A 20,585-nucleotide genomic window follows, 5' to 3' on the forward strand; every position below is an offset into this window, starting at 1 on the left:
TTCTTGACACTCTGTCCTGCCTCGTGTAACGGCAGTGCCATTGCCGGGAATGTTGGATGGTCTGGCCGGGATGATGCGTGCTGTGGCGCACTGTTCCATGAGGTTCGCAGGCTGTTCCGTTCTCCAGTACCCCGTGATGGGGGAGGGGAACCTACCGGTGCAACAAAGGGCCGTCGCACAGAACCGCCGGTCTGAGAGAATACGGGTTTAACCGATGTCAAAACGTCTTGAGAGCAAGTACAAGATCAACCGCCGCCTCGGCGTCAACCTGTGGGGCCGTGCCAAGTCCCCGGTCAACCGTCGTGAATATGGCCCGGGTCAGCATGGTCAGCGCCGCCGTCAGAAGCCGTCTGACTACTCCGTGCAGCTGATGGCCAAGCAGAAGCTGAAGGGCTATTACGGCAACATCAGCGAGAAGCAGTTCCGCCGCTATTATGACGAGGCCGTGCGCCGCAAGGGTGATACCTCTGAGAACCTGATCGGCCTGCTGGAGCGTCGTCTGGATGCCGTCATCTACCGTCTGAAATTCGCCATGACGCCGTTCGCTGCCCGTCAGTTCGTCAGCCACGGTCATGTGCTGGTCAACGGCAAGCGCGTCAACATCCCCTCCTATCTGGTGAAGGAAGGCGATGTGATCGAGGTGCGTGAGAAGTCCAAGCAGCTCGCCATCGTTCTGGATTCCGTCCAGAGTGCCGAGCGTGATGTGCCGGAATACATCGAGGTGGATCATCGCCAGATGAAGGGTACCTTCATCCGTGTTCCGCAGCTCTCCGATGTGCCTTACCCGGTGCAGATGGAACCGAATCTGGTGGTCGAGTTCTACTCCCGCTAAGATACGGCTACTGGCTGTATATGGAGGCGCCGGGCGGTTTTACCGTCCGGCGTTTGCCGTTTCTTACGCTCTCTTCCCAGGAAGGCTGATATGTCCGACCCTACCATTGCTGCGGAGATTCCCCGGCGGCGCACTTTTGCCATCATTTCCCATCCTGATGCCGGTAAGACCACGCTGACAGAGCGCATCCTGCGGGCAGGTGGGGCCATCCAGATGGCCGGGAATGTCCGGGCCAAGGGAGAGCGGCGGCGGACACGGTCGGACTGGATGAGCATCGAGAAGGACCGTGGCATTTCGGTCGTCACCTCGGTGATGACCTTCAATTATGGTGGATGTGTCTTCAACCTGCTGGACACGCCGGGCCATGAGGACTTCTCCGAGGATACCTACCGCACGCTGACAGCGGTGGACTGCGCCGTGATGGTGATTGATGCCGCCAAGGGCATCGAGGCCCGGACCCGCAAGCTGTTCGAGATCTGCCGTCTGCGGGATATTCCCATCGTCACCTTCATCAACAAGATGGACCGTGAGGCGCAGGACTGTTTTGCCCTGCTGGATGAAATCTCCAGTGCGCTGGCTCTGGACGTCTCCCCGGCGACATGGCCGGTCGGGCGTGCGGCGAAATTTGCCGGTATTTATGACCTTCGTACGAAGTCCTTGCACCTGAAGGAAGAGCTGCCCGAGGATGATGAGCGGCTGGCCCAGATGCGGGAAGAAGTAGAACTGGCCGAGGTGGCCCTTCCTCCTTTCGAGAAGGAATTTTTCGATGAAGGACATCTGACACCCGTTTTCTTCGGTTCAGCCATGAAAGAGATTGGGGTGACGGACCTTCTGGATGCTCTGGCTGCCTATGGGCCGCCGCCCCGTGCCCAGCCCTCTGAGACACGGGATGTGCAGGCGACGGAAGAGAATGTCACGGCCCTGATTTTCAAGATTCAGGCCAATATGGACCCCAATCACCGGGATCGCATGGCTTTTGCCCGTGTCTGTTCAGGGAAGCTGACCCGTGGGATGCGTCTGAAGCATGTGCGTATCGGCAAGCAGTTCGCCCTTCATACGCCACAGTTTTTCTTTGCGCAGGACCGGCAGCTGGTGGAGGAAGCCTTTGCCGGGGACGTGGTGGGGATTCCCAACCATGGGACACTTCGCATTGGTGATACGTTGACGGATGGTGAAGACCTGCGCTTCACGGGGGTTCCGCATTTTGCCCCGGAAATCCTGCGTCGTGTGCGGCTGGATGATGCCATGAAGGCGAAGAAGCTGCGTCAGGCCCTCGTGGAGCTGGCGGAAGAGGGGGTCGTCCAGCTGTTCCGCCCGCAGGATGGAGCCCCGCCAATCGTGGGCGTGGTGGGGACCCTCCAGCTGGACGTGCTGCAGTCCCGCCTTCAGGCGGAATATAACGTGCCGGTCGGTTTTGAGAGCACGCCTTTCACGCTTGCCCGTTGGGTCACGGGCGATAAAGCTGCCCTGGAGCAGTTTGTGGCCCTAAACCGGAGTGCGATGGCTGATGATCTGGATGGTGATCCAGTCTTCCTTGCCGGTTCTGGCTTCATGATGAACCGGGCTATCGAGATGAATGAGGCTCTCAGTTTCCATGACATCAAGCAGATCGGGATGTCTGGAACGGCCTGAAGTTCTTCCTGCCCGAAACATGAGGAAAGGCCCGGGCGGGAGACCGTCCCGGGCTTTTCTGTTTTCAGGGCAGCCTGATCTGCACGGAGACAGGGCAGTGGTCTGAAAGGGTCAGCCCTTGTGCCACATTGCGCAGGAGCATGACACGGAGACTTCCCGGAATGAACCAGTCCCGGGCCTGATTGCCGAGCAGGATGTGATCGATGAACAGGTCACCACTGCGGCGGCAGGGGCTGGTAAAGCCCGCCGTGGTGAGAGTCAGGCTGGCGTCGTTCTGGAGATTTTGCATGAGAGGGTCAGCCGGTGTCAGGCGGCGGTTGAAATCTCCCAGAATGGCAAAGGGCGTCCCGTCATCCACCCTGTCCAGTATCCAGTCCTCGATGACATGGAATTGTTGATAGAGTAGGGAACAGGCACGTTTTCTGGCAGCAAGAGGCTGTGCCCAGCATCCGGTCTTCAGATGGACGATGAGCAGTCTCAGGCTGGAGGCTCCTTTGCGGAGGGTGACATCCATGCCGCCCCGGAGGGGGTGATGATGCCCCGGCTGCGGGATATTGAGAGCCGTGATCTCGGGATTGACGGTGACGCTCAGGCCGGCCGTCCGCCGGATCGCCAGTCCGACCTTCTGGGGAATAGGGTCTGGCGTGATGTAGAGGTCATACTCGTCCTGAGGGAAAACAAGCTGGGCCGCCGCAAGACTGTCCACTTCTTCAAAAGCGAGGATGTCACTGTGGAGACGGTGTGCCTGATGACGCAGGGCTGCGAAGTCTGCAGCCGTGCGTGTGGGGGCATCAGGGGGCAGGGTATGGTCACTGGCAGGGCGGAGGGTGAGCCAGTCCATGTTCCAGCTGGTCAGCTTCAGGCTTTCCGAAGCCTGTGCTGGGGACAGCAGCAGGATGAGGCTGCACAGCAGAGAGAGTGCAAGGGACAGGGCGTGGCATGAAAAACCGCCTGCCCCGGGGGACAGACGGCTCTCCGGTGCCAGAAAGGGCACGCTGTCAGGCATGGTTGGCTGTGCCGGTTTCCTTGAGAAGGGCGATGGCCTCTTCAACGGAATATTCCGTCTTGTTATTCTCGTGGAGAATGTACATGCGTCCATTCTGGATGTCGTAGTACCAGCCTTGTACGTTCAGCTCGTTACGGGACAGAGCCTTGGCAACGATCGGGTGTGTCTTCAGATGGGTGAGCTGAAGGCGGACATTGGCCTCAGCCAGATCGCGGACATCTTTGGGGCCAACATCTTCAGCCCGCAGATCGCCGATGGTGGCAGCAGCGGCCTCGGCATTGTGCAGCCAGCGGCGGACGGTTGGCATGTCGGCCAGCTTTTCCGGGTTTGTGGTCAGATTGATGAGGGCGGACATGGCCCCGCAGTTGGAGTGGCCACAGATGATGATGTTTTTTACCCCCAGAGCTCCGACGGCGTATTCGATGGCGGAAGCCACGGCCCCGACCATGTTGCCATAGGCCGGAACGATGTTGCCGACATTGCGGATGAGGAACAGTTCACCCGGTTCTGTCTGGGTGATCAGGCTCGGACTGATGCGGCTGTCGGCGCAGGTGATGAATAGCGTTGGTGGGTTCTGATCGTAAGCCAGACTCTGGAAGAGATCCTTTTTTTCCGGATACACCTCTTCTTCAAAGGTGCGGACGCCATCAAGGAGTTCCAGAAGAGTGTTACGGTGGAAGACCATAGCGTTATGTTTCCTGATCAAAGACGCATCATGCGGGGCAAAGCCCTGGCGAGCCCACTATGGGCGAGGCAGGTCACGGTGCCCATAGGCCATATATTAAAAATCTTTTTAAGAAGCGTCCAGACGAAAGCCCCTCCTGATTCATGAAATGTCTTTCATGACCTGGGCGGGCAAGGCCAGAGCAGGATCATCTGCAAGAAAAAAGCGTCAGGCCCTCCATAACAGGCCTGACGCTCTCTTCTGGGTAGTTCTTTTCGTCAGAAAAGAGGTCTCGCAGGTCTCAGCCTTCGGCCAGTGTCTTGCGCAACATGGCGAATACGGCATCGGCAGCCGGTTCGGAGCCACCAGCCTGCGCCATGTCAGGGCGGCCACCGCCGCCTTTGCCGCCCATCAGGGCGGAGGCTTCCCGGGCCAGCTTCACGGCATCGAAGCGGTCCGTAAGGTCCTTGCTGACGGCGATGACGATGCTGCCCCGGTCATTGGCGCCGGAGATCAGGGCCACCACGCCGGAGGAGATCTGCTTCAGCAGGCCATCAGCCAGCCCCTTGAGGTCCTTGGGGCTGACATCCTCAAGGAAGCGGGCCGCCAGAGTAACGCCATTGATGGTCTCGCTGGAGGCAGACCCTTCCCCCGTGGCCAGCTTGTGCTGGAGGGAGGAAATCTGCGCATTGAGGGCCTTGCGTTCTTCCAGCAGGGCGGCAAGACGGGCCGGAGCCTCGGCAGGCGTGACCTTCAGGAGGGCAGCCATTTCGGCCAGCCGTTCCTCACTGGTGCGGATGGTCTGCTCGGCCGCAGCCCCGCAGACAGCCTCGATACGGCGGACGCCGGAGGAGACGCCACTTTCGGAGACGATGCGGAACAGGCCGATCTCACCCAGACGGGTCACATGCGTACCGCCGCAGAGTTCGATGGAATAGGCCTGACGGTTTTTCTCATCCTCATTGCCCATGAAGACGACACGGACTTCATCGCCATATTTCTCACCGAAGAGGGCCATGGCGCCGCTTTCAATGGCCTGTTCCTGCGTCATCAGGCGGGTTTCGACCGGGCTGTTCTGGCGGATGCGGGCATTCACCTCGGCCTCGATGGTTTTCAGCTCATCCTCCGTCAGAGGGCGGGGCTGGCTGATGTCGAAGCGCAGACGGTCCGGCGTGTTCAGGCTGCCCTTCTGGGTGACATGCTCACCGATATGGCGGCGCAGGGCCTCATGCAGCAGATGTGTTGCGGAGTGATGCCCCCGCACGGCGGTGCGGCGGGCGTGATCGATCTCGGCATGAACATCCATGCCCGGCCTGAGCGTGCCTTCCACGATGCGGCCATAATGGACGATCAGGGAGCCGTTCTTCTTCTGCGTGTCAGTGATTTCGATCCGCAGGCCCGGGGCTGTCAGCGTACCATGATCGCCAACCTGTCCGCCGCTTTCTCCATAGAAGGGGGATTGGTTGAGCAGGATGGCGACTTCGTCACCGGCTTTGGCTTCGGCAAGCTCATCGCTGCCACGGAAGACGGCCTGCACCTGGGCATCGGCAGCCTCGCTCACATAGCCGAGGAACTCCGTGCTGCCGAAGCGGTCACGGGCATCGAACCAGACGGTCTCCACGGCACTGTCACCGGAGCCAACCCAGGCGGCACGGGCACGCTGGCGCTGCTCGGCCATGGCACTTTCAAAACCGGCCTCATCGACCTTGTGGCCACGCTCACGTAGCACGTCCTGCGTCAGGTCCAGCGGGAAGCCGAACGTGTCATAGAGCTTGAAGGCCACGTCACCGGGCAGATGACCGTTGCTGGAGAGGCGGCCCATCTCGTCTTCCAGCAGGGCCATGCCACGGCCCAGAAGGGCGGAGAAGCGTTCTTCCTCACCCTTCATGGTTTCGGTGATGAGGGCCTTGTGCTGGTTCAGCTCAGGATAGGCATGGCCCATCTGCTGGATGAGGGCAGGCAGCAGACGGTAGAAGACCGGCTCCTTCGCTCCCATCAGGTGGAGGTGACGCATGGCACGGCGCATGATGCGGCGCAGCACATAGCCACGTCCCTCACGGGAGGGCAGAACACCATCGGAGATGAGGAAGGCGGTGGACCGCAGATGGTCGGCCACCACACGATGACTGGTCTTGAAGCGGCCATCCGCATCCTGTTTCAGCAGGTCGGCAGAGGCCTCGATGAGGGCACGGATCGTGTCCGTGTCGTAATTGTCCTTCTTGCCCTGCATGACGGCGGCGAAACGCTCCAGCCCCATGCCGGTATCAATGGAAGGGTGGGGAAGGTTGGTGCGCTTGCCTTCGCCTTCTTCAAAGAACTGCATGAAGACGAGGTTCCATATCTCGACGAACCGGTCGCCGTCTTCATCAGGGCTGCCTGGAGGGCCACCGGCTACGGACGGGCCATGATCGTAGAAGATTTCGGAGGACGGACCGCAGGGGCCGGTATCGCCCATGCGCCAGAAATTGTCGGACGTGGCGATGGGGATGATCTTGTCATCCGAGAGGCCAGCGATCTTCTTCCAGAGGGAAGCGGCCTCATGATCGTCCGCATAGACGGTGACGAGCAGCTTCTCGGCCGGGATGCCGAAGCCTTTGGTCAGCAGCGTCCAGGCAAATTCGATGACCTCAGCCTTGAAGTAATCTCCAAAGCTGAAATTCCCCATCATTTCAAAGAATGTGTGATGACGTGCCGTGTAACCGACATTGTCCAGATCATTATGTTTGCCACCGGCACGGACGACCTTCTGGGCTGTTGTGGCCCGCTTGAAAGGCAGGGTCTCCTGCCCGGTAAAAACGTTCTTGAAAGGCACCATCCCCGCATTGGTGAAGAGCAGGGACGGATCATTCTGCGGAACCAGAGAGGCAGACGGAAGGATGCGGTGCCCGTGGGATTCAAAATACTGAAGGAATTGTGCGCGGATATCGTTGGTACTGATCATGAGTCTGTAGGTCCGGGTTCCGGAGAAAGAAAGGATGGTTCCTGTTTTCTAGCCGATTTTCTGGCTTTTGGAAATGGAGGTCCTATGGAGGAGATGCAGGGAAGCGTGCAGGAAAAGAAGACCACCAGCCGGGGAATGGGGCTTTATGACTGGGGGGTCTTCTTGTGAAAGACGAAGTGATGGCAGAGGGCAAAATTGATGAACATGCCGCCTGCTGTCCCGCAGAGCAGAGCAATGACGGTGTAATGCCGTGTCAGCGGCCAAAGGCTGAAGAGGGCCAGCACGATCCCACGGTTGATGATGAAACCGGGAAGATTGGCCAGTACAAAGCGCCCCCATTGATGATGCACCTTGTGGCGTTTGCGGCAACAGTCCCGGAATGTCCAATAACGGTTCAGAATCCAGTTGTTGCTTGAGGCAATGACATAAGCGAGCAGGGCGGCAGCACGGAGCCCGACAACATGGCGGAAAAGGGAGAGGCTTGCCCAGTCCACGAGAAAGCCGACAGCTCCCACAACGCCGAAATAGAAGAAGCGCTGCATGAGAGGAAGGAACTTCATCAGGCTTCTGGGAATGAACTGTTCAAGCATTTTTCAGCTGGAAAACCATAAGGATTGTTGCAGAGGCGGAGGGGACCCTAACACAGCTTCACAGGGGAGAGGTAAATCTTTTCTTGTGAAAGATTGCACAGGAGGAACGGGCCATAAAAAAAGGGTGCCCGAAGGCACCCTTTTTCCGTGACCGTAAGGCCCGGGCTGAAAATCAGCTCTGAAGATTACTTCAGGATGATCTCAACGCGACGGTTCTGCGGCTCACGCGTGTTCTTGGCAGTTGCCACCAGCGGGTTGGCATCGCCGTAACCGTGGATGTCGATGGCCGTAGCCGGAACGCCCAGACGGATCAGCTCAGCCTTGACGCTGTTTGCACGACGGAGGGACAGACCCATGTTGTACTTCTCACCGCGCGGACCCGGATGAGCAGCGGAGTTATCGGTGTAACCGTTAACTTCGATGCGCGTCGTCTGCACGTGTGTGGAAGCCTGGGCAGCCTGGGCAACGATGTCGCGGGCGCGGCCTGTCAGGTTGGACTTATCCCAGTCAAAGAAGACGAGGTAAGTACGGGCAGCCTGAGCCGGCGGCGGAACGACAACATGCGGAGCCGGCGGCGGCGGCGGCGGAGCATTGTTGAAGGCATAACGCAGGCCGAGCATGAACTGGTGCGTGTAGCGCGTGTTGAAGCTTACGCGGTCACCCTTGCCATGGTTCTCGTTGTTGTTGTGCAGGTACTGACGGCCGCTGGTCACGCCGCTCATGGAACCCGTCTGGCCCATGAAGCGATACTGCGTGGTCAGAGCCAGGCCCGGAACGCCCGGGATGTCGTAAGCGGCACCAGCGATGAACTGAGCAGCGAAACCACCCTGGGTGTTGTTGAAGTTCGGGTCAGGACGACCGGTGCTGCGGTTGTAGACCTTGCGGTAACGCTGCCACATGTAACCAGCACCGATACCGACGAACGGTGTAACCGGAACATCGTTCAGGCCGAACATGCCGAGATCGATGTCATACAGCACGTTGGCGAACCCGCCCCAGCCTTCGCTCTTGCCGTGGGCCTTGCGGTTGCCACCAGCGGCAAAGGCGCCACCCAGACGGGTGATGTGGGTCTGGTTGTAGGTGCCCTCGATTTCGAGGCGCAGACCGTTACCGAAGCCGTAACCAGTGGAGAGGTAGCCATTGAAGCCGGTGCCGGAGTGGGCGTTGCCACCGATGCCACGACCGTGGGAGGTGCCAGGGTTACCCTGACGGAACTGCTGGTGCTGAACCAGGTTGTAACCGCCTGCCATGTCGACATACGGGCCGGTGATCGTGCTGGCCATGGCAAATGACGGCAGGGCCACCATTGAGGTCATGGCGAGAAGTGCATTACGAATACGCATTTACTTCCTCAGTCCTTAATTCTGTATACTTACGGCCATTACGGTTGGCGGGCGTCGGAACGATCACCGTATGGAGCCAGCGCGGCCGATAACCGAGATGTAATGGAAAGCTGGTGGGAAGTTAAGAGGTTTTCCGCCCTGCGTTTGCGATGGAAGATACACTGTGACCAATACAACACATTATCGGAATAAAGGCTGGAATGTGGCGGTATCAGGGGGCAAAACCTTCAGCCAGAAGCAGGGCCCGGACATCATCCATGGCGACATCACGGCAGGTGAAAGCCATGCCGATTCCGCGGAGCAGAACGAAGGTGATCTTCCCGTCGCGCAACTTCTTGTCCCGGCCCATGTGGTTCAGCAGGGTTTCCGTACTGAGGCCGTGGGGCAGGTCTGCTGCACCGGCGGGCATTCCCAGGGCGTGGAGATGGGTGTCAAGCCGTGCCAGGTCATCCTCGGGGGCAAGCCCCATCCTGACGGACAGTGCCAGGGCCATGTGCAGGCCGATGGAGACGGCTTCCCCATGCAGGAGGCGGCCGTCATAATGGAACTCGGCTTCAAAGGCATGGGCGAAGGTGTGGCCCAGATTGAGCAGGGCCCGACCGCCTGATCCTGCCTGCTCCCGTTCATCGTCCTGTACGACTCCGGCCTTGAAGGCACAGGCCCGGCGGACAGCTTCACCCAGCTTCCCGGGCTCTCCCTCCAGAACGGCCTGACCATTGGCTTCGCACCAGGCAAACAGTTCGGCATCAGCGATGAGGCCTGCCTTGACGATTTCTGCATAACCCGCCACGAGCTGGCGGCGGGGGAGAGTGGCCAGCGTTTCCGTATCGGCCAGCACGAGCCGGGGCTGCCAGAAGGCTCCGATGAGATTCTTTCCGGCCCGGGCATTGATTCCCGTTTTACCTCCGACAGAACTGTCCACCTGTGCCAGCAATGTTGTGGGAATCTGGATGAAGGGAATCCCGCGCAGCGCCGTAGCCGCCACAAATCCGGCAAGGTCACCAATGACCCCCCCACCCAAGGCAATAACGGTGGTGCCACGCTCGATGCCCCGTTCGAGCATTTCTTCCATGACGGCTTCAAAACGGGCGAGAGATTTGCTGCCCTCTCCCGGAGGCACGATGATGGTGTGAAAGCGGATGCCGACCTCACGGAAACTGCGTTCCAGCGTGGCCAGATGATGGGTGGCAACTGTCTCGTCGGTCAGGATGATGGCGTGGCCATTGGGCAGATGGGGCTTTACCCGCAGGCCCGCCTGCGCCAGCAGCTCACGGCCGATGAGAACCTCATAACTGTGGCCGGCGAGAGCAACCGGGACATGATGGGGCAGACTCGTATTGGCAAGGGTATCAGTAATGGTCCGGGTGGCCTGTTCCACGCTTTCATCTCCACAGTCGATAATGATGTCTGCCTCGGCATAGCGCGGATACCGCACGGTGGCGAGCTGACGCAGGGTGGCCGCCGGGTCGCCCTGGGCGAGGAGGGGGCGGCTTCCACGGTTGTTGAGCAGGCGTCTGAGCAGGACAGCCATGGGGACATGCAGCCAGACAGCACAGACATCTGCTGCCTTGTGGATGAGGGCACGGGTCTGCGGATGCATCCAGGCGCCACCACCGGTGGCCAGAATGCAGGGGCCGTTCTTCAGGAGGCGGCGTATGACCCGATGTTCCCCGGCACGGAAATGGGCTTCGCCATGGTGGGCGAAGATTTCCGGGATGCTCTGGCGGGAGGCTTTTTCGATCTCGGCATCGGTATCGATGAAGGGGATGCCATAATGCTGGGCCAGCATCCGTCCCAGAGTCGTTTTTCCGGCCCCCATGAGGCCGACAAGGACAATGATGCGGAACGGTGGTCTGGCTGGCTGCGGGGCGTGCAAGGAAGGGGACATGCTGTCCCTCTATCACGGGTGAGAGAGGTGGGGTAGGTCTCTCATCGCCCATGTCTCTGGGAGGGTGTGTCTCCGGTGGAAGAGAAGAGGGTTTTTAAAACGGGATGATCCTTCTATAAACGGGACGTATCCTTTGACATGGAGCCGTCTTATGAAAACCGTTGCCCGTCTGGTGCTGGTCCTGCTGGTTCTTGTGGTGTTGGTGGGGGGTGGGTACGTCCTGACGGCTCACGATACGCAGCCCCCGGCACCGGTGATGGTGCATCGTGACCTGACACCACAGGCCGTGTCCCCTGCCACCTCTGCCCAGAAGGCGGCCCCGGGCCTGCCGGAGCTTCCACCTGTTGGAGGGCATTGAGGAGCGGCCCTCATGACGGACGGGCGGGAGGTCCGGCGCTGCCCTGCAGAATCTGCTGCCCTGATAGAGGCGTTTCTTGAGGCCATCGTGGCAGAACGGGGAGCAGCAGAGCAGACGAGAGCGGCCTATCGGGCTGACCTGGAAGATTTTGCCTGCTGGTGTGCGCCCCTGTCGTTGGCAGATGTATCCCGGGGCAGTGTACAGGCCTATTTTGCCGACCAGGGGCGCCGTGGCATTTCCGCCCGGACACAGGCCCGCCGTCTTTCCTGCTTTCGGCAGTTTGCCCGTTTCATGCTCCAGATGGGCGTGCGGGCGGACGAGCTGACCGCCGGGCAGGCATCTCCCCGCTATCAGAGTGGTCTGCCTCATCCATTGAGTGAGGATGAGGTCAGGCGACTTCTGGAAAAGGGCACCTGCGGCCATGCGGATCTGCGCCGGGACCTTCTCTCCCGTGTGGCGCTGGAGATGCTGTACACGACAGGCCTGCGCATCAGCGAGCTTCTGAGCCTGCCAGCGGGCTGTGTCCGGCAGAGAGGCGGCATGCTGCCCGTGCGGGGCAAGGGCGGGCGGGAAAGGCTCGTGCCTTTCTCCAGCGCAGCCAGGGAAGCGGCAGAGGCGCTGCTGGCCTATGATGCCGTGCTGGACAGCCCGTGGCTGTTCCCGGGGCGCAATCCCCGGAAGCCACTGACAAGGCAGGGATTCGACAAGATACTTCATGCCTGTGCGCTCAAGGCCGGGCTGGACCCCCTGCGTGTCAGCCCACACGTGCTGCGTCATTCCTTTGCGACCCACCTGCTCAACAGGGGGGCGGACCTGCGGGCGCTTCAGGTGCTGCTGGGACATGCCGATATCACGACGACCCAGATTTACACGCAGGTCATGACGGAGCGGCTGAAAGAAGTTGTCCGCCAGCATCATCCCCTGGGGCAGGACAGGCAGAGCGGGGAGGCGGGAAAGCGGGGGTGATAGCCGGCTCCAGCAGAGTTTTCCTGCTTCGTGTCAATTTAGGGCTGTCTTGCGTCCTGTTTGCGTGCTATCGGGCAGAACATGCGCCAGTTCCTAGATTTCGAAAAATCGGTTGCCGAGCTTGAGACCAAGATCGGTGAACTTCGTCAGGTTGGTCGCCAGGAGGATGGCGCTGGTCTGGATGGTCTGAACATTGATGAGGAGACAGCCCGCCTTGCGGAGAAAGCGGACAAGCAGCTCCGCACGCTCTACAGCAAGCTGACCCCTCTCCAGAAAGTGCAGGTGGCCCGTCACGCACAGCGGCCTCATGCGCTGGATTACATCCAGTCGCTGATGACGGATTATACCCCGCTCGCCGGGGACCGTGTTTTTGGGGATGATCAGGCTCTTGTAGGGGGGCTGGCCCGTTTCCGTGGGCAGCCGGTCGTGGTCATCGGGACCGAGCGTGGTTCTGATACGGAGAGTCGTCTCCGTCACAATTTTGGCATGGCCCGACCGGAAGGGTATCGCAAGGCCCAGCGTCTGATGCGCATGGCAGAGCGTTTTGGCCTGCCGATTCTGACATTCGTGGATACGGCCGGTGCGTGGCCGGGGATTGATGCCGAGGCCCGCGGGCAGGCAGAGGCGATTGCCCGGGCGATTGATACCTGCCTTCAGGTCAAGGTTCCGCTGATCGCTACGGTGATCGGCGAGGGCGGGTCTGGTGGTGCCATTGCCATTGCCGCAGGCGATCGTGTTCTGATGCTGGAACATGCCATTTATTCTGTCATCTCTCCCGAGGCGGCCGCTTCCATTCTCTGGCGTGACCCCAAGATGGCGCCAGCCGCTGCCGAAGCGCTTCGTCTGACGGCGCAGGATCTGAAAAAACTTGGCCTGATCGATCATGTGATTGATGAGCCGGTGGGGGGCGCCCAGCGTCTTCCTGCTGAAGCCATCAATCGCGTGGGTGAGGCCATTGCTGCAGAACTGGCCTCCGTCCAGGGGCTCTCAAAGGAAGAGCTGCTGGCCCGGCGTCGGGAGCGTTATCTGGAAATGACACGGGTAGGCTGACCGTTCCGCCTGACTGATATGGAGTTTTTGGGAAAGCCGCCTTTTTAGGCGGCTTTTTTTTCAGGCTCCTCGTGGAGGATCTCCCTCCAGGGGGGTGAAGCCCAGGCTGGCAAGAAGGGTGCGCAGGGCCGCCCCAGCCAAGGTGACAGCCTCAGCGTCATAGCCTTTTGCAACAAGGGCCACACCCCGTTTCTGTCCTTCGTCAAACGGGTAGGAGCCGATATCCAGTGTAGGGAAGTCATGCTGGATGGCCGTGAGTGCCTCGGCAAGATCGCCTTCATAGACATTGTAACTGTACCAGCTGGCACTGGTCAGTGGAGCTCCGCCCTCAAGACGTGGCATGAGCCAGCCCACCATGGCTTGAAAGATGCGGGGGACTCCGGCCATGACATGGACATTGCCCAACGAGAACCCGGGTGCTGTGGACACTCTGTTTTCTATGGGCGTTGCGCCTTTGGGCAGCCATGCCATGCGCTGTCTGGCCTTGTTGAATTCTCCCGCCGGGAAGAGGGCTTCCAGCTGGTGGAAGCTCTCTTCATGGCATGTCAGGGGGACCCCAAAGGCCTCGGCCACACATGCAGCGGTAATGTCGTCATGGGTGGGGCCGATGCCGCCGCTGGTGAAGAGAAGATCGAATCGGGCCCGGCAGTCATTGATGGTGGTTATGATGTGTTCCGGGATGTCGGGAATGACCCGGACCTCAAGAAGCCGGATGCCTCGGCCATTCAGGGCCTGGGCCAGGACACGGATGTTGGCGTCCTGCGTGCGGCCTGAAAGGATTTCATTGCCGATGACAAGAAAACATGCAGTACGGGGAGCCATGAGCCTGTAATACCTTGGTGCTGGCCGCATTGTTTTTCTGCGGGCTTGGGGCCCTCGGGCGTGGCATCCGGGGGTGTGGAAATTGAACCTTCTTCATTATATGGGAGGGTATGGCCTTTTAGAAAGGGAGAGATGCCTGTGAAGCTGGAACACCATAAGCCCGTGTGCCTGTCAGAGTTTCGAGCAGTGCTGGGGGAGGGGCCGGTCTGGATCAAGGCAGAAAATTCTTTCTATTTTGTCGATATTGTGAGCCACCGCATTCATCGGTACAGCCTGACGGATGGCTCCCTGTCAGGCTGGGATGCTCCCAATCGTACGGGTTTTCTTCTGCCTGTCAGTGACGGGACATTTCTGGCCGGTCTGCCGGATGGTCTGCATCGGTTTGATGTGAAAAAAGGCTATTTCGAGCGGGCCTGCGTCATCGAGCCGGACGATGAGGGGAACCGGCTGAATGATGGCTGTGTCGACCAGCGGGGGCGCATCTGGTTTGGTACGATGGATGACGGGGAAAGTCGGGAGAGCGGGTCTCTCTACCGGGTTGACCACAGGAACGGCCAGCTGGATATCTCACATTGGGATAGTGGTTATACCGTTTCCAACGGTCCGGCCCTGTCACCTTGTGGTCGGGTGCTTTATGCCTGCGACAGTCCCCGGCAGCGTATCTACGCCTTTGATGTCGCAGCAGATGGCCGCCTGACAGGCAAGCGCATTTTTGCCACTTTCACCAAAGGGTATCCAGATGGGGTTGTGACGGACAGCGAGGGCAATCTCTGGTGCGGGACATGGGCAGGGGGACAGATCACCCGCTTCCGCCCGGATGGCACCATGATGGACCCGATTGCCCTGCCGGTAGCCAATGTCACGAAGGTGGCGTTTGGTGGGGATGATTACAGGACCGTGTTCGTGACGACAGCCCGCAAGGGGTTGGACCCCGAGGAGCTGGCAGCCCAGCCGCAGGCTGGTGGCATTTTTGCGTTCCGGACGGACGTTCCGGGCAATCCGCAGCACAGTTTCGTGCTGGAAGGTGTCTGATCCTTCGTCTGTTGAGGGTAGACCTGCCAGGAAAGGGGCTTTCGAGGGCCCCTTTCGTCCATGTCAGCCCAGCAGGGCCTGAATACGGGGAACAAGAGGGGCATCGGCCTTGGGCATGGGGTATTCATCCAACCTTGAGGCAGGCACCCATGCCAGTGTCTGGCCTTCCCGCCCGACAGGGTCATTCTCCCACTCCCGGACAAGATAGAGCGTCATGAGCAGGTGGAAGGTAGCACAGTCTTCACTGACAAACGTGAAGGGTTCCAGGCGGTCGGGTTGAACGGTAATGCCCAGCTCTTCATGGAGCTCCCGTGCCAGGGCGGTTTCCGGGGATTCGGGTACTTCCACCTTTCCACCGGGAAATTCCCACAGTCCGGCAAAGGTTTTTCCCTCCGGCCGCTGTGCCAGCAGGACAGAGCCATCCGGCTGGATGAGGATGGCTGCCACGACAAGCAGAGTGTGGGGACGGAAAGGTGAGGTCATCAGAGGCTCCGTATCCAGAATGTCCTGTTGTATGGGATGCCAGTTGAAAATGCGCCTTTTATGTCACAGGGGAAAGAGGAAACGTTAAAAAAACGTCATAACCTTTGCGGCAGAGGCTGCTGCTCTGTAGGAAGTCCACCATAACATGAGTTGATAGCTGCCCTGACAGGGAGACAACCCTGACATGGGCTTTTTATTGTGTGCCAATATTGTTGGGAGTGCCAGACGCATTGCGCCGCCATCTTCTTCTGTCCTCTGCTGCCATTTTTCTGGGAATGGGGAGTGGAACTGCCTTTGCCCAGACCCGTTCATCAACTCCGGTGAGTTCCGCTGGTAAAACGGCAGGTGTTTCTGCCGCACAGCATGGTGGGCACACCCTGACGGGGCACCGGCATGGCAGTCGCCGGGATATGACAGGCAAGGGTGGAAACCAGGCAGCAGCGGCAGGGACTGGTGCAGGGCGTGTGAAGGCGGCCAGCCACCACAGGCCGAAATATGTGTCTGCTCATGGGGTGCAGAGCCTGTCCGTCCACGCCTCGCACGTCAGCCGGGCGGCGGAGCTGGTCGTACCGAAAAGCGTGATGAAGGAATATGTACCCGGGACCAGCCCCTACAAGGCACTGGACCGTATGCCGGGCGTGAGCTTCACCTCCACGGACCCGTTCGGAATCGACAGTTTCGGGGCGAATCTGTACGTCCGTGGCTTCTTCATGAACCAGCTGGGCGTGACGCTGGATGGCATTCCCCTGAATGACCAGACCTATCAGTCCGTCAATGGTCTGAGCCTTGCCTCGGCCATCATTCCTGATGACATCGGCAGCATGACGATGTCGCAGGGTGGGGGTGGCGTGGACGTGCCGTCCACCAACACGCTGGGCGGGACCATCCGTTTCACCTCCAGCGATCCGTCCGACAGACTGGGGGGCAAGGTCAGCCAGGCTTTTGGCAGTTACGGGTCTTACCGCACCTATGCCCGGTTTGATTCCGGCCGTCTGAATGACTCCGGCACGAAATTCTACACCTCCTACGCCCGTACGGATGAAGGCATGTGGGAGGGGAAGGGGGACCAGTTCCTTCAGCAGGTCAATGCCAAGCTGGTGCAGCCGCTTGGCGAGCGCAGCAGGGTTTCGGCCTTCTTCGACTGGACGGACCTTCAGCAGCAGAACTATCCGGACCTCTCACTGGGGATGATCAACAATCTGGGCTGGCGTGTCCCGCATCTCTACCCGGATTATGGCAAGGCCTATCAGTGGGCGCAGCAGTGCAATAACAGCCCGAACAATTTCATGGCCTATCCGGGGTCCAACGGGCAGGTGAATGCCTGTCAGATGCCCTATTATGACGGTGGGCAGCATGAGACCAATTTTCTGGGTGGCCTGAATCTTGATCTTGCCCTGACGGACCATCTGACATGGCATACCACGGCCTATGGTCACGCCCAGTCCGGCAATTACAGCTACACGGCTGCCGCATCCGCCGCTTCGGAGGACCCTGACCTTCAGGTCGCCACGCCGAATGGCGTGCCGCTCTACCAGGAAGTTTGGAAGAACAGCCAGCAGCGTTTCGGCATCAACAGCAGTCTGGACTATCGCTGGGGGCATCACAGGATCAATACGGGTGTCTGGTACGAGAACAACAACCAGACCGCCGGGCTTTACAATTATCTGGAGCCGGAGCTGGGGGCGGGTGCGCCCGTCAAGGCGGTCGGGCCTTACAATGTGTATGGGCCGGCCGACCGGGTCTATAATTTCAGATGGCGTACCAATGTGGTGCAGACCCACCTTCAGGACACTTACACCATCCTCAAGGGGTTGACGCTGACAGCGGGTTTCCGCTCCCTGATCTCCCAGACATCCGGTGGCGGGCATGAGAATGACGACTCATGGGCGGCTCTGGATGCCGGTGGCCTGCCCTCCGGCTCCCTTCATGCCACGGGAGCTTTCCTGCCCCATTTCAATCTGGACTGGCGTCTGAACCGGCAGAACGAGTTCTACATCGATGTCTCCAAGAACATGCGGGCCTATGAGGTCTCCGGCACGGGTGTGGCAAACTCGCTCTTCTCCGTGCCCAACCAGCAGGAGTTTCTGCGGCAGAAGGCGCAGACCAAACCGGCCCGGGCCTGGACCTACATGGGGGGGTATCGTTTCACGTCTTCCATCGTGCAGCTGGATGCGACCGTCTATCACTCCACCCTGATGCACGAGCTTCTGGCTGGGGCACGGGGAACGATGTTCAATCCGATTTCTGAAGAATTCGATTTCGGGCGCATTTCCATGACGGGAGCCAATGGCAGCGTGTCCGTCCGTCCCTTGCCGGGGCTGATCATTACCAACACGCTCAGCTACAACAAGGGCACCTATGACCGGGACGTGACCTCCAGTGCCGGGAACTATTATCCGCTGAAGGGCAAGAATATCGTCAATTACCCGGCATGGATGTACAAGGCTTCCATTGCCTATACATGGCGTGGGCTGAATGCGCATTTTGATGCCAACTATTTTGGCAGGCGGTATTACAGCTTCATGAACGACACCTCAATCGGCAGCTACTGGCTGGCCAATACGGGGGTGACTTATACGTTCAGGAAACTGGCAGGCGTGCGGGACCTGACGGTCAGCTTCAACGTCTACAACCTGTTCAACAACAAATATATCGCCATGATGGGTGAGAACAACAACCCGCCCGTGGGGGATTACCAGTCCCTGGAGCGCGGGGCGACACGGGAATATTTCGGAACGATCAGTGCAGCCTTCTGACTGGTCCGCAGCATGAAGAACGGCCCGCTCTGGTTTCAGGCGGGCCGTTCTGCTGTTCAGCGGGCTTCTTCGGCCAGTTCGGCACTCAGGGCGGTGATGAACTGCGAGGCGACCCGGCCGGAGCGGCTGCCCCGCTGCATGGCCCATTGCAGGGCACGGCGGTGCAGCTCCTCCCTGGCGATGGGGAGCTGCCTCTCCTCCGCATAGGCATCGATGATGCTGAGATAATGGGGCTGGGAAGCACCATAGAGGCCGATCCACAGGCCGAACCGGTCGGAGAGGGACACCTTCTCCTCGATGGCCTCGCCCGGGTTGATGGCATCCCCCGCTTCATTCTCGATCATGTTCTGCGGCATGAGGTGGCGGCGGTTGGAGGTGGCATAGACCAGCACATTGTCAGGCCGTCCGGCGATGCCCCCATCCAGGACCGATTTCAGGGACTTGTAATCCGCGTCCTGCGTCTCGAAGGAGAGATCGTCACAGAACAGGATGACCCGGCGGGAGGTGCGGCGCAGCAGGGCCAGAAGCTGCGGCAGGGTGGCGAGGTCATCCCGTGGAATCTCGATCAGTGCCAGCGGGGGGTGGCCGTTCCTGCGCTGTTCCTCATTGACGGCCAGAAGACAGGCCTTGACGAGCGAGGACTTGCCCATGCCTCTGGCACCCCAGAGCATCACGTTGTTGGCTGCCAGTCCGTGGGCAAAGAAGCGTGTGTTGCCCATGACCTGCCTGATCTGCCGGTCGATGCCCTTCAGCAGCTTCAGCGGGACGGCCTGCATGTGGGGGATGGGCAGCAGATGGCCGCTCCCGCCCTGCCAGATGAAGCTGTCCTGCGTGGGGTCATCCAGCATGGCAGGGTCTGCTGGTGGAGGAGCCATGCGTTCCAGACTTTCGGCAATGCGGGTCAGGAGAGGGAGAAGAGCGGTTGCTGGCATGGTCTTCCTGTGTAATGAGCTTGACGTGACGGTCTGGCACGATATGGTCCGCAATTATCTCATCAAGATGGAACCAACACCACCTATGCACAATATTCTTTTTTCCACGGCTTATGCCGCTGATGCCGGTACCAATGGCGGCGCCTTCAGTTCGGCAGCGCTTGTGCAGTATGCACCTTTCGTGCTGATCTTTGTGGTCTTCTATTTCTTCCTGATCCGCCCACAGCAGAAGCGCCAGCGTGAACTGCGGGAGGAGCAGAACAGCCTGCGTCGTGGTGACCGGATTGTCACGGCAGGTGGCATCGTGGGGACGGTACAGAACACCCGTGATGATTCGCAGGAAGTGGATGTGGAAATCGCACAGGGCGTGAAGGTGAAGGTCATCCGCAGTACGATCACGACCATCCTGCGGCGTGAGGGCAAGCCTGCCAACGAGGCGTAAGGGAACGTTCTTCAGCGGGTTTCATGCCCAGCTGGTACCATAAAGAAAAGGCCCTGCCACGATGAACCGTGGCAGGGCCTTTCTCATGTCGGGTGGGCCGGACGATCAGGCACCCTTCAGGCAGCTCTCGGCGTACTCGTAGTTGGCGAGACGGTCGAGGAAGTTGGTGACGTAGTCCGGACGACGGTTGCGGAAGTCCAGATAGTAGGAGTGCTCCCACACATCCAGCCCCAGCAGCGTACGCCCCTCATCCTCGGAGAGCGGATTGGCGGCATTGGCCGTCTTGGTGACCTTGAGCTTGCCATCGGAGCCCAGAACCAGCCATGCCCAGCCAGACCCGAACTGTGTCGTGGCAGCCTGCTTGAAAGCGGCCTTGAAGGCATCAACGGAGCCGAAATCCTCGGTCAGTTTCTTCTCCAGCGCACCGGGGATGCGGCCGCCGTTGGGGGAGAGGCAGTTCCAGAAGATGCAGTGGTTCCAGTGCTGGCCGGCATTGTTGAAGACCGGAGCCAGGGAGGAATCAGCGTGAGACAGGGCAATGATTTCTTCAAGGGCCTTGCCTGCCAGTTCCGGCTTGCTCTCGACGAAGCCGTTCAGGGCTGTGACATAGGCCTGATGGTGCTTGCCGTGGTGCAGCTCCAGTGTTTCCTGGCACATGCCGGCATCGGCCAGGGCGTTTTCGGCATAGGGGAGTTTTGGGAGTTCAAAAGCCATGTGAATCTTCCTTGACATATGAGGGGCAGGAGGCATCCCTCCTGCCAATTCATGACCCCCTCTAGCTATGGTTGCCGGGCGGCAACGTCAAGGTGTGTGGGGCGGAGTGTCTTAAAAAAAGAGTAAAACAGTCC

Annotated in this window: 18 protein-coding genes; 8 read left to right on the forward strand and 10 right to left on the reverse strand. The window is 59.7% G+C overall.

Annotated features, from left to right (window positions below; all coding sequences use genetic code 11):
* Positions 1-214: 214 nt before the first annotated feature.
* Entirely contained in the window at positions 215-832 is a 618-nt protein-coding gene (gene rpsD / locus CPA54_RS01500) for a 30S ribosomal protein S4 (protein ID WP_043560719.1), read from the forward strand.
* A gap of 90 nt (positions 833-922) precedes the next feature.
* The gene (locus tag CPA54_RS01505; protein ID WP_043560717.1) at positions 923-2,464 is read left to right on the forward strand and encodes a peptide chain release factor 3; all 1,542 of its coding nucleotides are present in this window, start codon (positions 923-925) and stop codon (positions 2,462-2,464) included.
* A 64-nt stretch (positions 2,465-2,528) separates the two neighbouring features.
* On the opposite strand, the gene CPA54_RS01510 is transcribed toward CPA54_RS01505, so the two are convergent.
* The 6 genes from CPA54_RS01510 to aroB all read right to left on the reverse strand — a co-directional run bounded on the left by CPA54_RS01510 (position 2,529) and on the right by aroB (position 10,896).
* Positions 2,529-3,470 carry an endonuclease/exonuclease/phosphatase family protein gene (locus CPA54_RS01510; RefSeq protein ID WP_249085416.1) on the reverse strand — a complete coding sequence of 314 codons (942 nt, stop codon included), beginning with the start codon at positions 3,468-3,470 and terminating at the stop codon, positions 2,529-2,531.
* Positions 3,463-4,155, reverse strand: coding sequence for a carbonic anhydrase (locus CPA54_RS01515; protein ID WP_043560716.1), 693 nt, complete (start codon positions 4,153-4,155; stop codon positions 3,463-3,465). The genes CPA54_RS01510 and CPA54_RS01515 overlap by 8 nt, the downstream gene beginning before the upstream one ends.
* Positions 4,156-4,435: 280 nt before the next feature.
* Positions 4,436-7,075: an alanine--tRNA ligase gene (gene alaS / locus CPA54_RS01520; protein ID WP_043560713.1), complete on the reverse strand. Its 2,640-nt coding sequence runs from the start codon at positions 7,073-7,075 to the stop codon at positions 4,436-4,438.
* Between the two features lie 143 nt (positions 7,076-7,218).
* Positions 7,219-7,635 carry a GtrA family protein gene (locus CPA54_RS01525; RefSeq protein ID WP_166651622.1) on the reverse strand — a complete coding sequence of 139 codons (417 nt, stop codon included), beginning with the start codon at positions 7,633-7,635 and terminating at the stop codon, positions 7,219-7,221.
* Between the two features lie 215 nt (positions 7,636-7,850).
* Positions 7,851-9,008: an OmpA family protein gene (locus tag CPA54_RS01530; RefSeq protein ID WP_043560711.1), complete on the reverse strand. Its 1,158-nt coding sequence runs from the start codon at positions 9,006-9,008 to the stop codon at positions 7,851-7,853.
* Positions 9,009-9,219: 211 nt separating this feature from the next.
* Positions 9,220-10,896, reverse strand: coding sequence for a 3-dehydroquinate synthase (gene aroB, locus CPA54_RS01535; protein WP_249085417.1), 1,677 nt, complete (start codon positions 10,894-10,896; stop codon positions 9,220-9,222).
* 151 nt (positions 10,897-11,047) lie between these two features.
* On the opposite strand from aroB, the gene CPA54_RS01540 reads away from it, so the two are divergent.
* The 3 genes from CPA54_RS01540 to CPA54_RS01550 all read left to right on the forward strand — a co-directional run bounded on the left by CPA54_RS01540 (position 11,048) and on the right by CPA54_RS01550 (position 13,270).
* Positions 11,048-11,254, forward strand: coding sequence for a hypothetical protein (locus CPA54_RS01540; RefSeq protein ID WP_043560710.1), 207 nt, complete (start codon positions 11,048-11,050; stop codon positions 11,252-11,254).
* A gap of 12 nt (positions 11,255-11,266) precedes the next feature.
* Positions 11,267-12,220: a tyrosine recombinase gene (locus CPA54_RS01545; protein WP_081562999.1), complete on the forward strand. Its 954-nt coding sequence runs from the start codon at positions 11,267-11,269 to the stop codon at positions 12,218-12,220.
* A gap of 81 nt (positions 12,221-12,301) precedes the next feature.
* Positions 12,302-13,270 (forward strand): acetyl-CoA carboxylase carboxyltransferase subunit alpha, encoded by a 969-nt coding sequence (locus CPA54_RS01550; RefSeq protein WP_043560709.1) that lies wholly within the window; start codon positions 12,302-12,304, stop codon positions 13,268-13,270.
* A 60-nt stretch (positions 13,271-13,330) separates the two neighbouring features.
* On the opposite strand, the gene CPA54_RS01555 is transcribed toward CPA54_RS01550, so the two are convergent.
* Complete coding sequence (locus CPA54_RS01555; RefSeq protein WP_043560707.1) at positions 13,331-14,092, reverse strand: molybdopterin-binding protein; 762 nt, start codon at positions 14,090-14,092, stop codon at positions 13,331-13,333.
* A gap of 138 nt (positions 14,093-14,230) precedes the next feature.
* Between CPA54_RS01555 and CPA54_RS01560 the strand changes: the two genes are divergently transcribed.
* Positions 14,231-15,124, forward strand: coding sequence for an SMP-30/gluconolactonase/LRE family protein (locus CPA54_RS01560; RefSeq protein ID WP_227431368.1), 894 nt, complete (start codon positions 14,231-14,233; stop codon positions 15,122-15,124).
* Between the two features lie 63 nt (positions 15,125-15,187).
* Here the strand turns inward: CPA54_RS01560 and mutT are convergent, their stop codons facing one another.
* Positions 15,188-15,607 carry an 8-oxo-dGTP diphosphatase MutT gene (mutT, locus tag CPA54_RS01565; RefSeq protein WP_043560701.1) on the reverse strand — a complete coding sequence of 140 codons (420 nt, stop codon included), beginning with the start codon at positions 15,605-15,607 and terminating at the stop codon, positions 15,188-15,190.
* A gap of 218 nt (positions 15,608-15,825) precedes the next feature.
* Here mutT and CPA54_RS01570 point away from each other — a divergent pair, with 218 nt between their 5' ends.
* Positions 15,826-18,363 (forward strand): TonB-dependent receptor, encoded by a 2,538-nt coding sequence (locus CPA54_RS01570; RefSeq protein WP_249085418.1) that lies wholly within the window; start codon positions 15,826-15,828, stop codon positions 18,361-18,363.
* A 56-nt stretch (positions 18,364-18,419) separates the two neighbouring features.
* Here CPA54_RS01570 and CPA54_RS01575 read toward each other — a convergent pair whose 3' ends face one another.
* Complete coding sequence (locus CPA54_RS01575; RefSeq protein WP_249085419.1) at positions 18,420-19,295, reverse strand: ATP-binding protein; 876 nt, start codon at positions 19,293-19,295, stop codon at positions 18,420-18,422.
* Between the two features lie 85 nt (positions 19,296-19,380).
* Between CPA54_RS01575 and yajC the strand changes: the two genes are divergently transcribed.
* Positions 19,381-19,737, forward strand: coding sequence for a preprotein translocase subunit YajC (gene yajC, locus CPA54_RS01580; protein ID WP_043561439.1), 357 nt, complete (start codon positions 19,381-19,383; stop codon positions 19,735-19,737).
* 105 nt (positions 19,738-19,842) lie between these two features.
* Here the strand turns inward: yajC and CPA54_RS01585 are convergent, their stop codons facing one another.
* On the reverse strand, positions 19,843-20,451 hold the full coding sequence (locus CPA54_RS01585) for a superoxide dismutase (protein WP_043560695.1): 609 nt from the start codon (positions 20,449-20,451) through the stop codon (positions 19,843-19,845).
* Between the last annotated feature and the right edge of the window lie 134 nt (positions 20,452-20,585).

The sequence above is a fragment of the Parasaccharibacter sp. TMW2.1890 genome (assembly GCF_023337645.1).
GTDB classification, from domain to species: domain Bacteria; phylum Pseudomonadota; class Alphaproteobacteria; order Acetobacterales; family Acetobacteraceae; genus Bombella; species Bombella apis.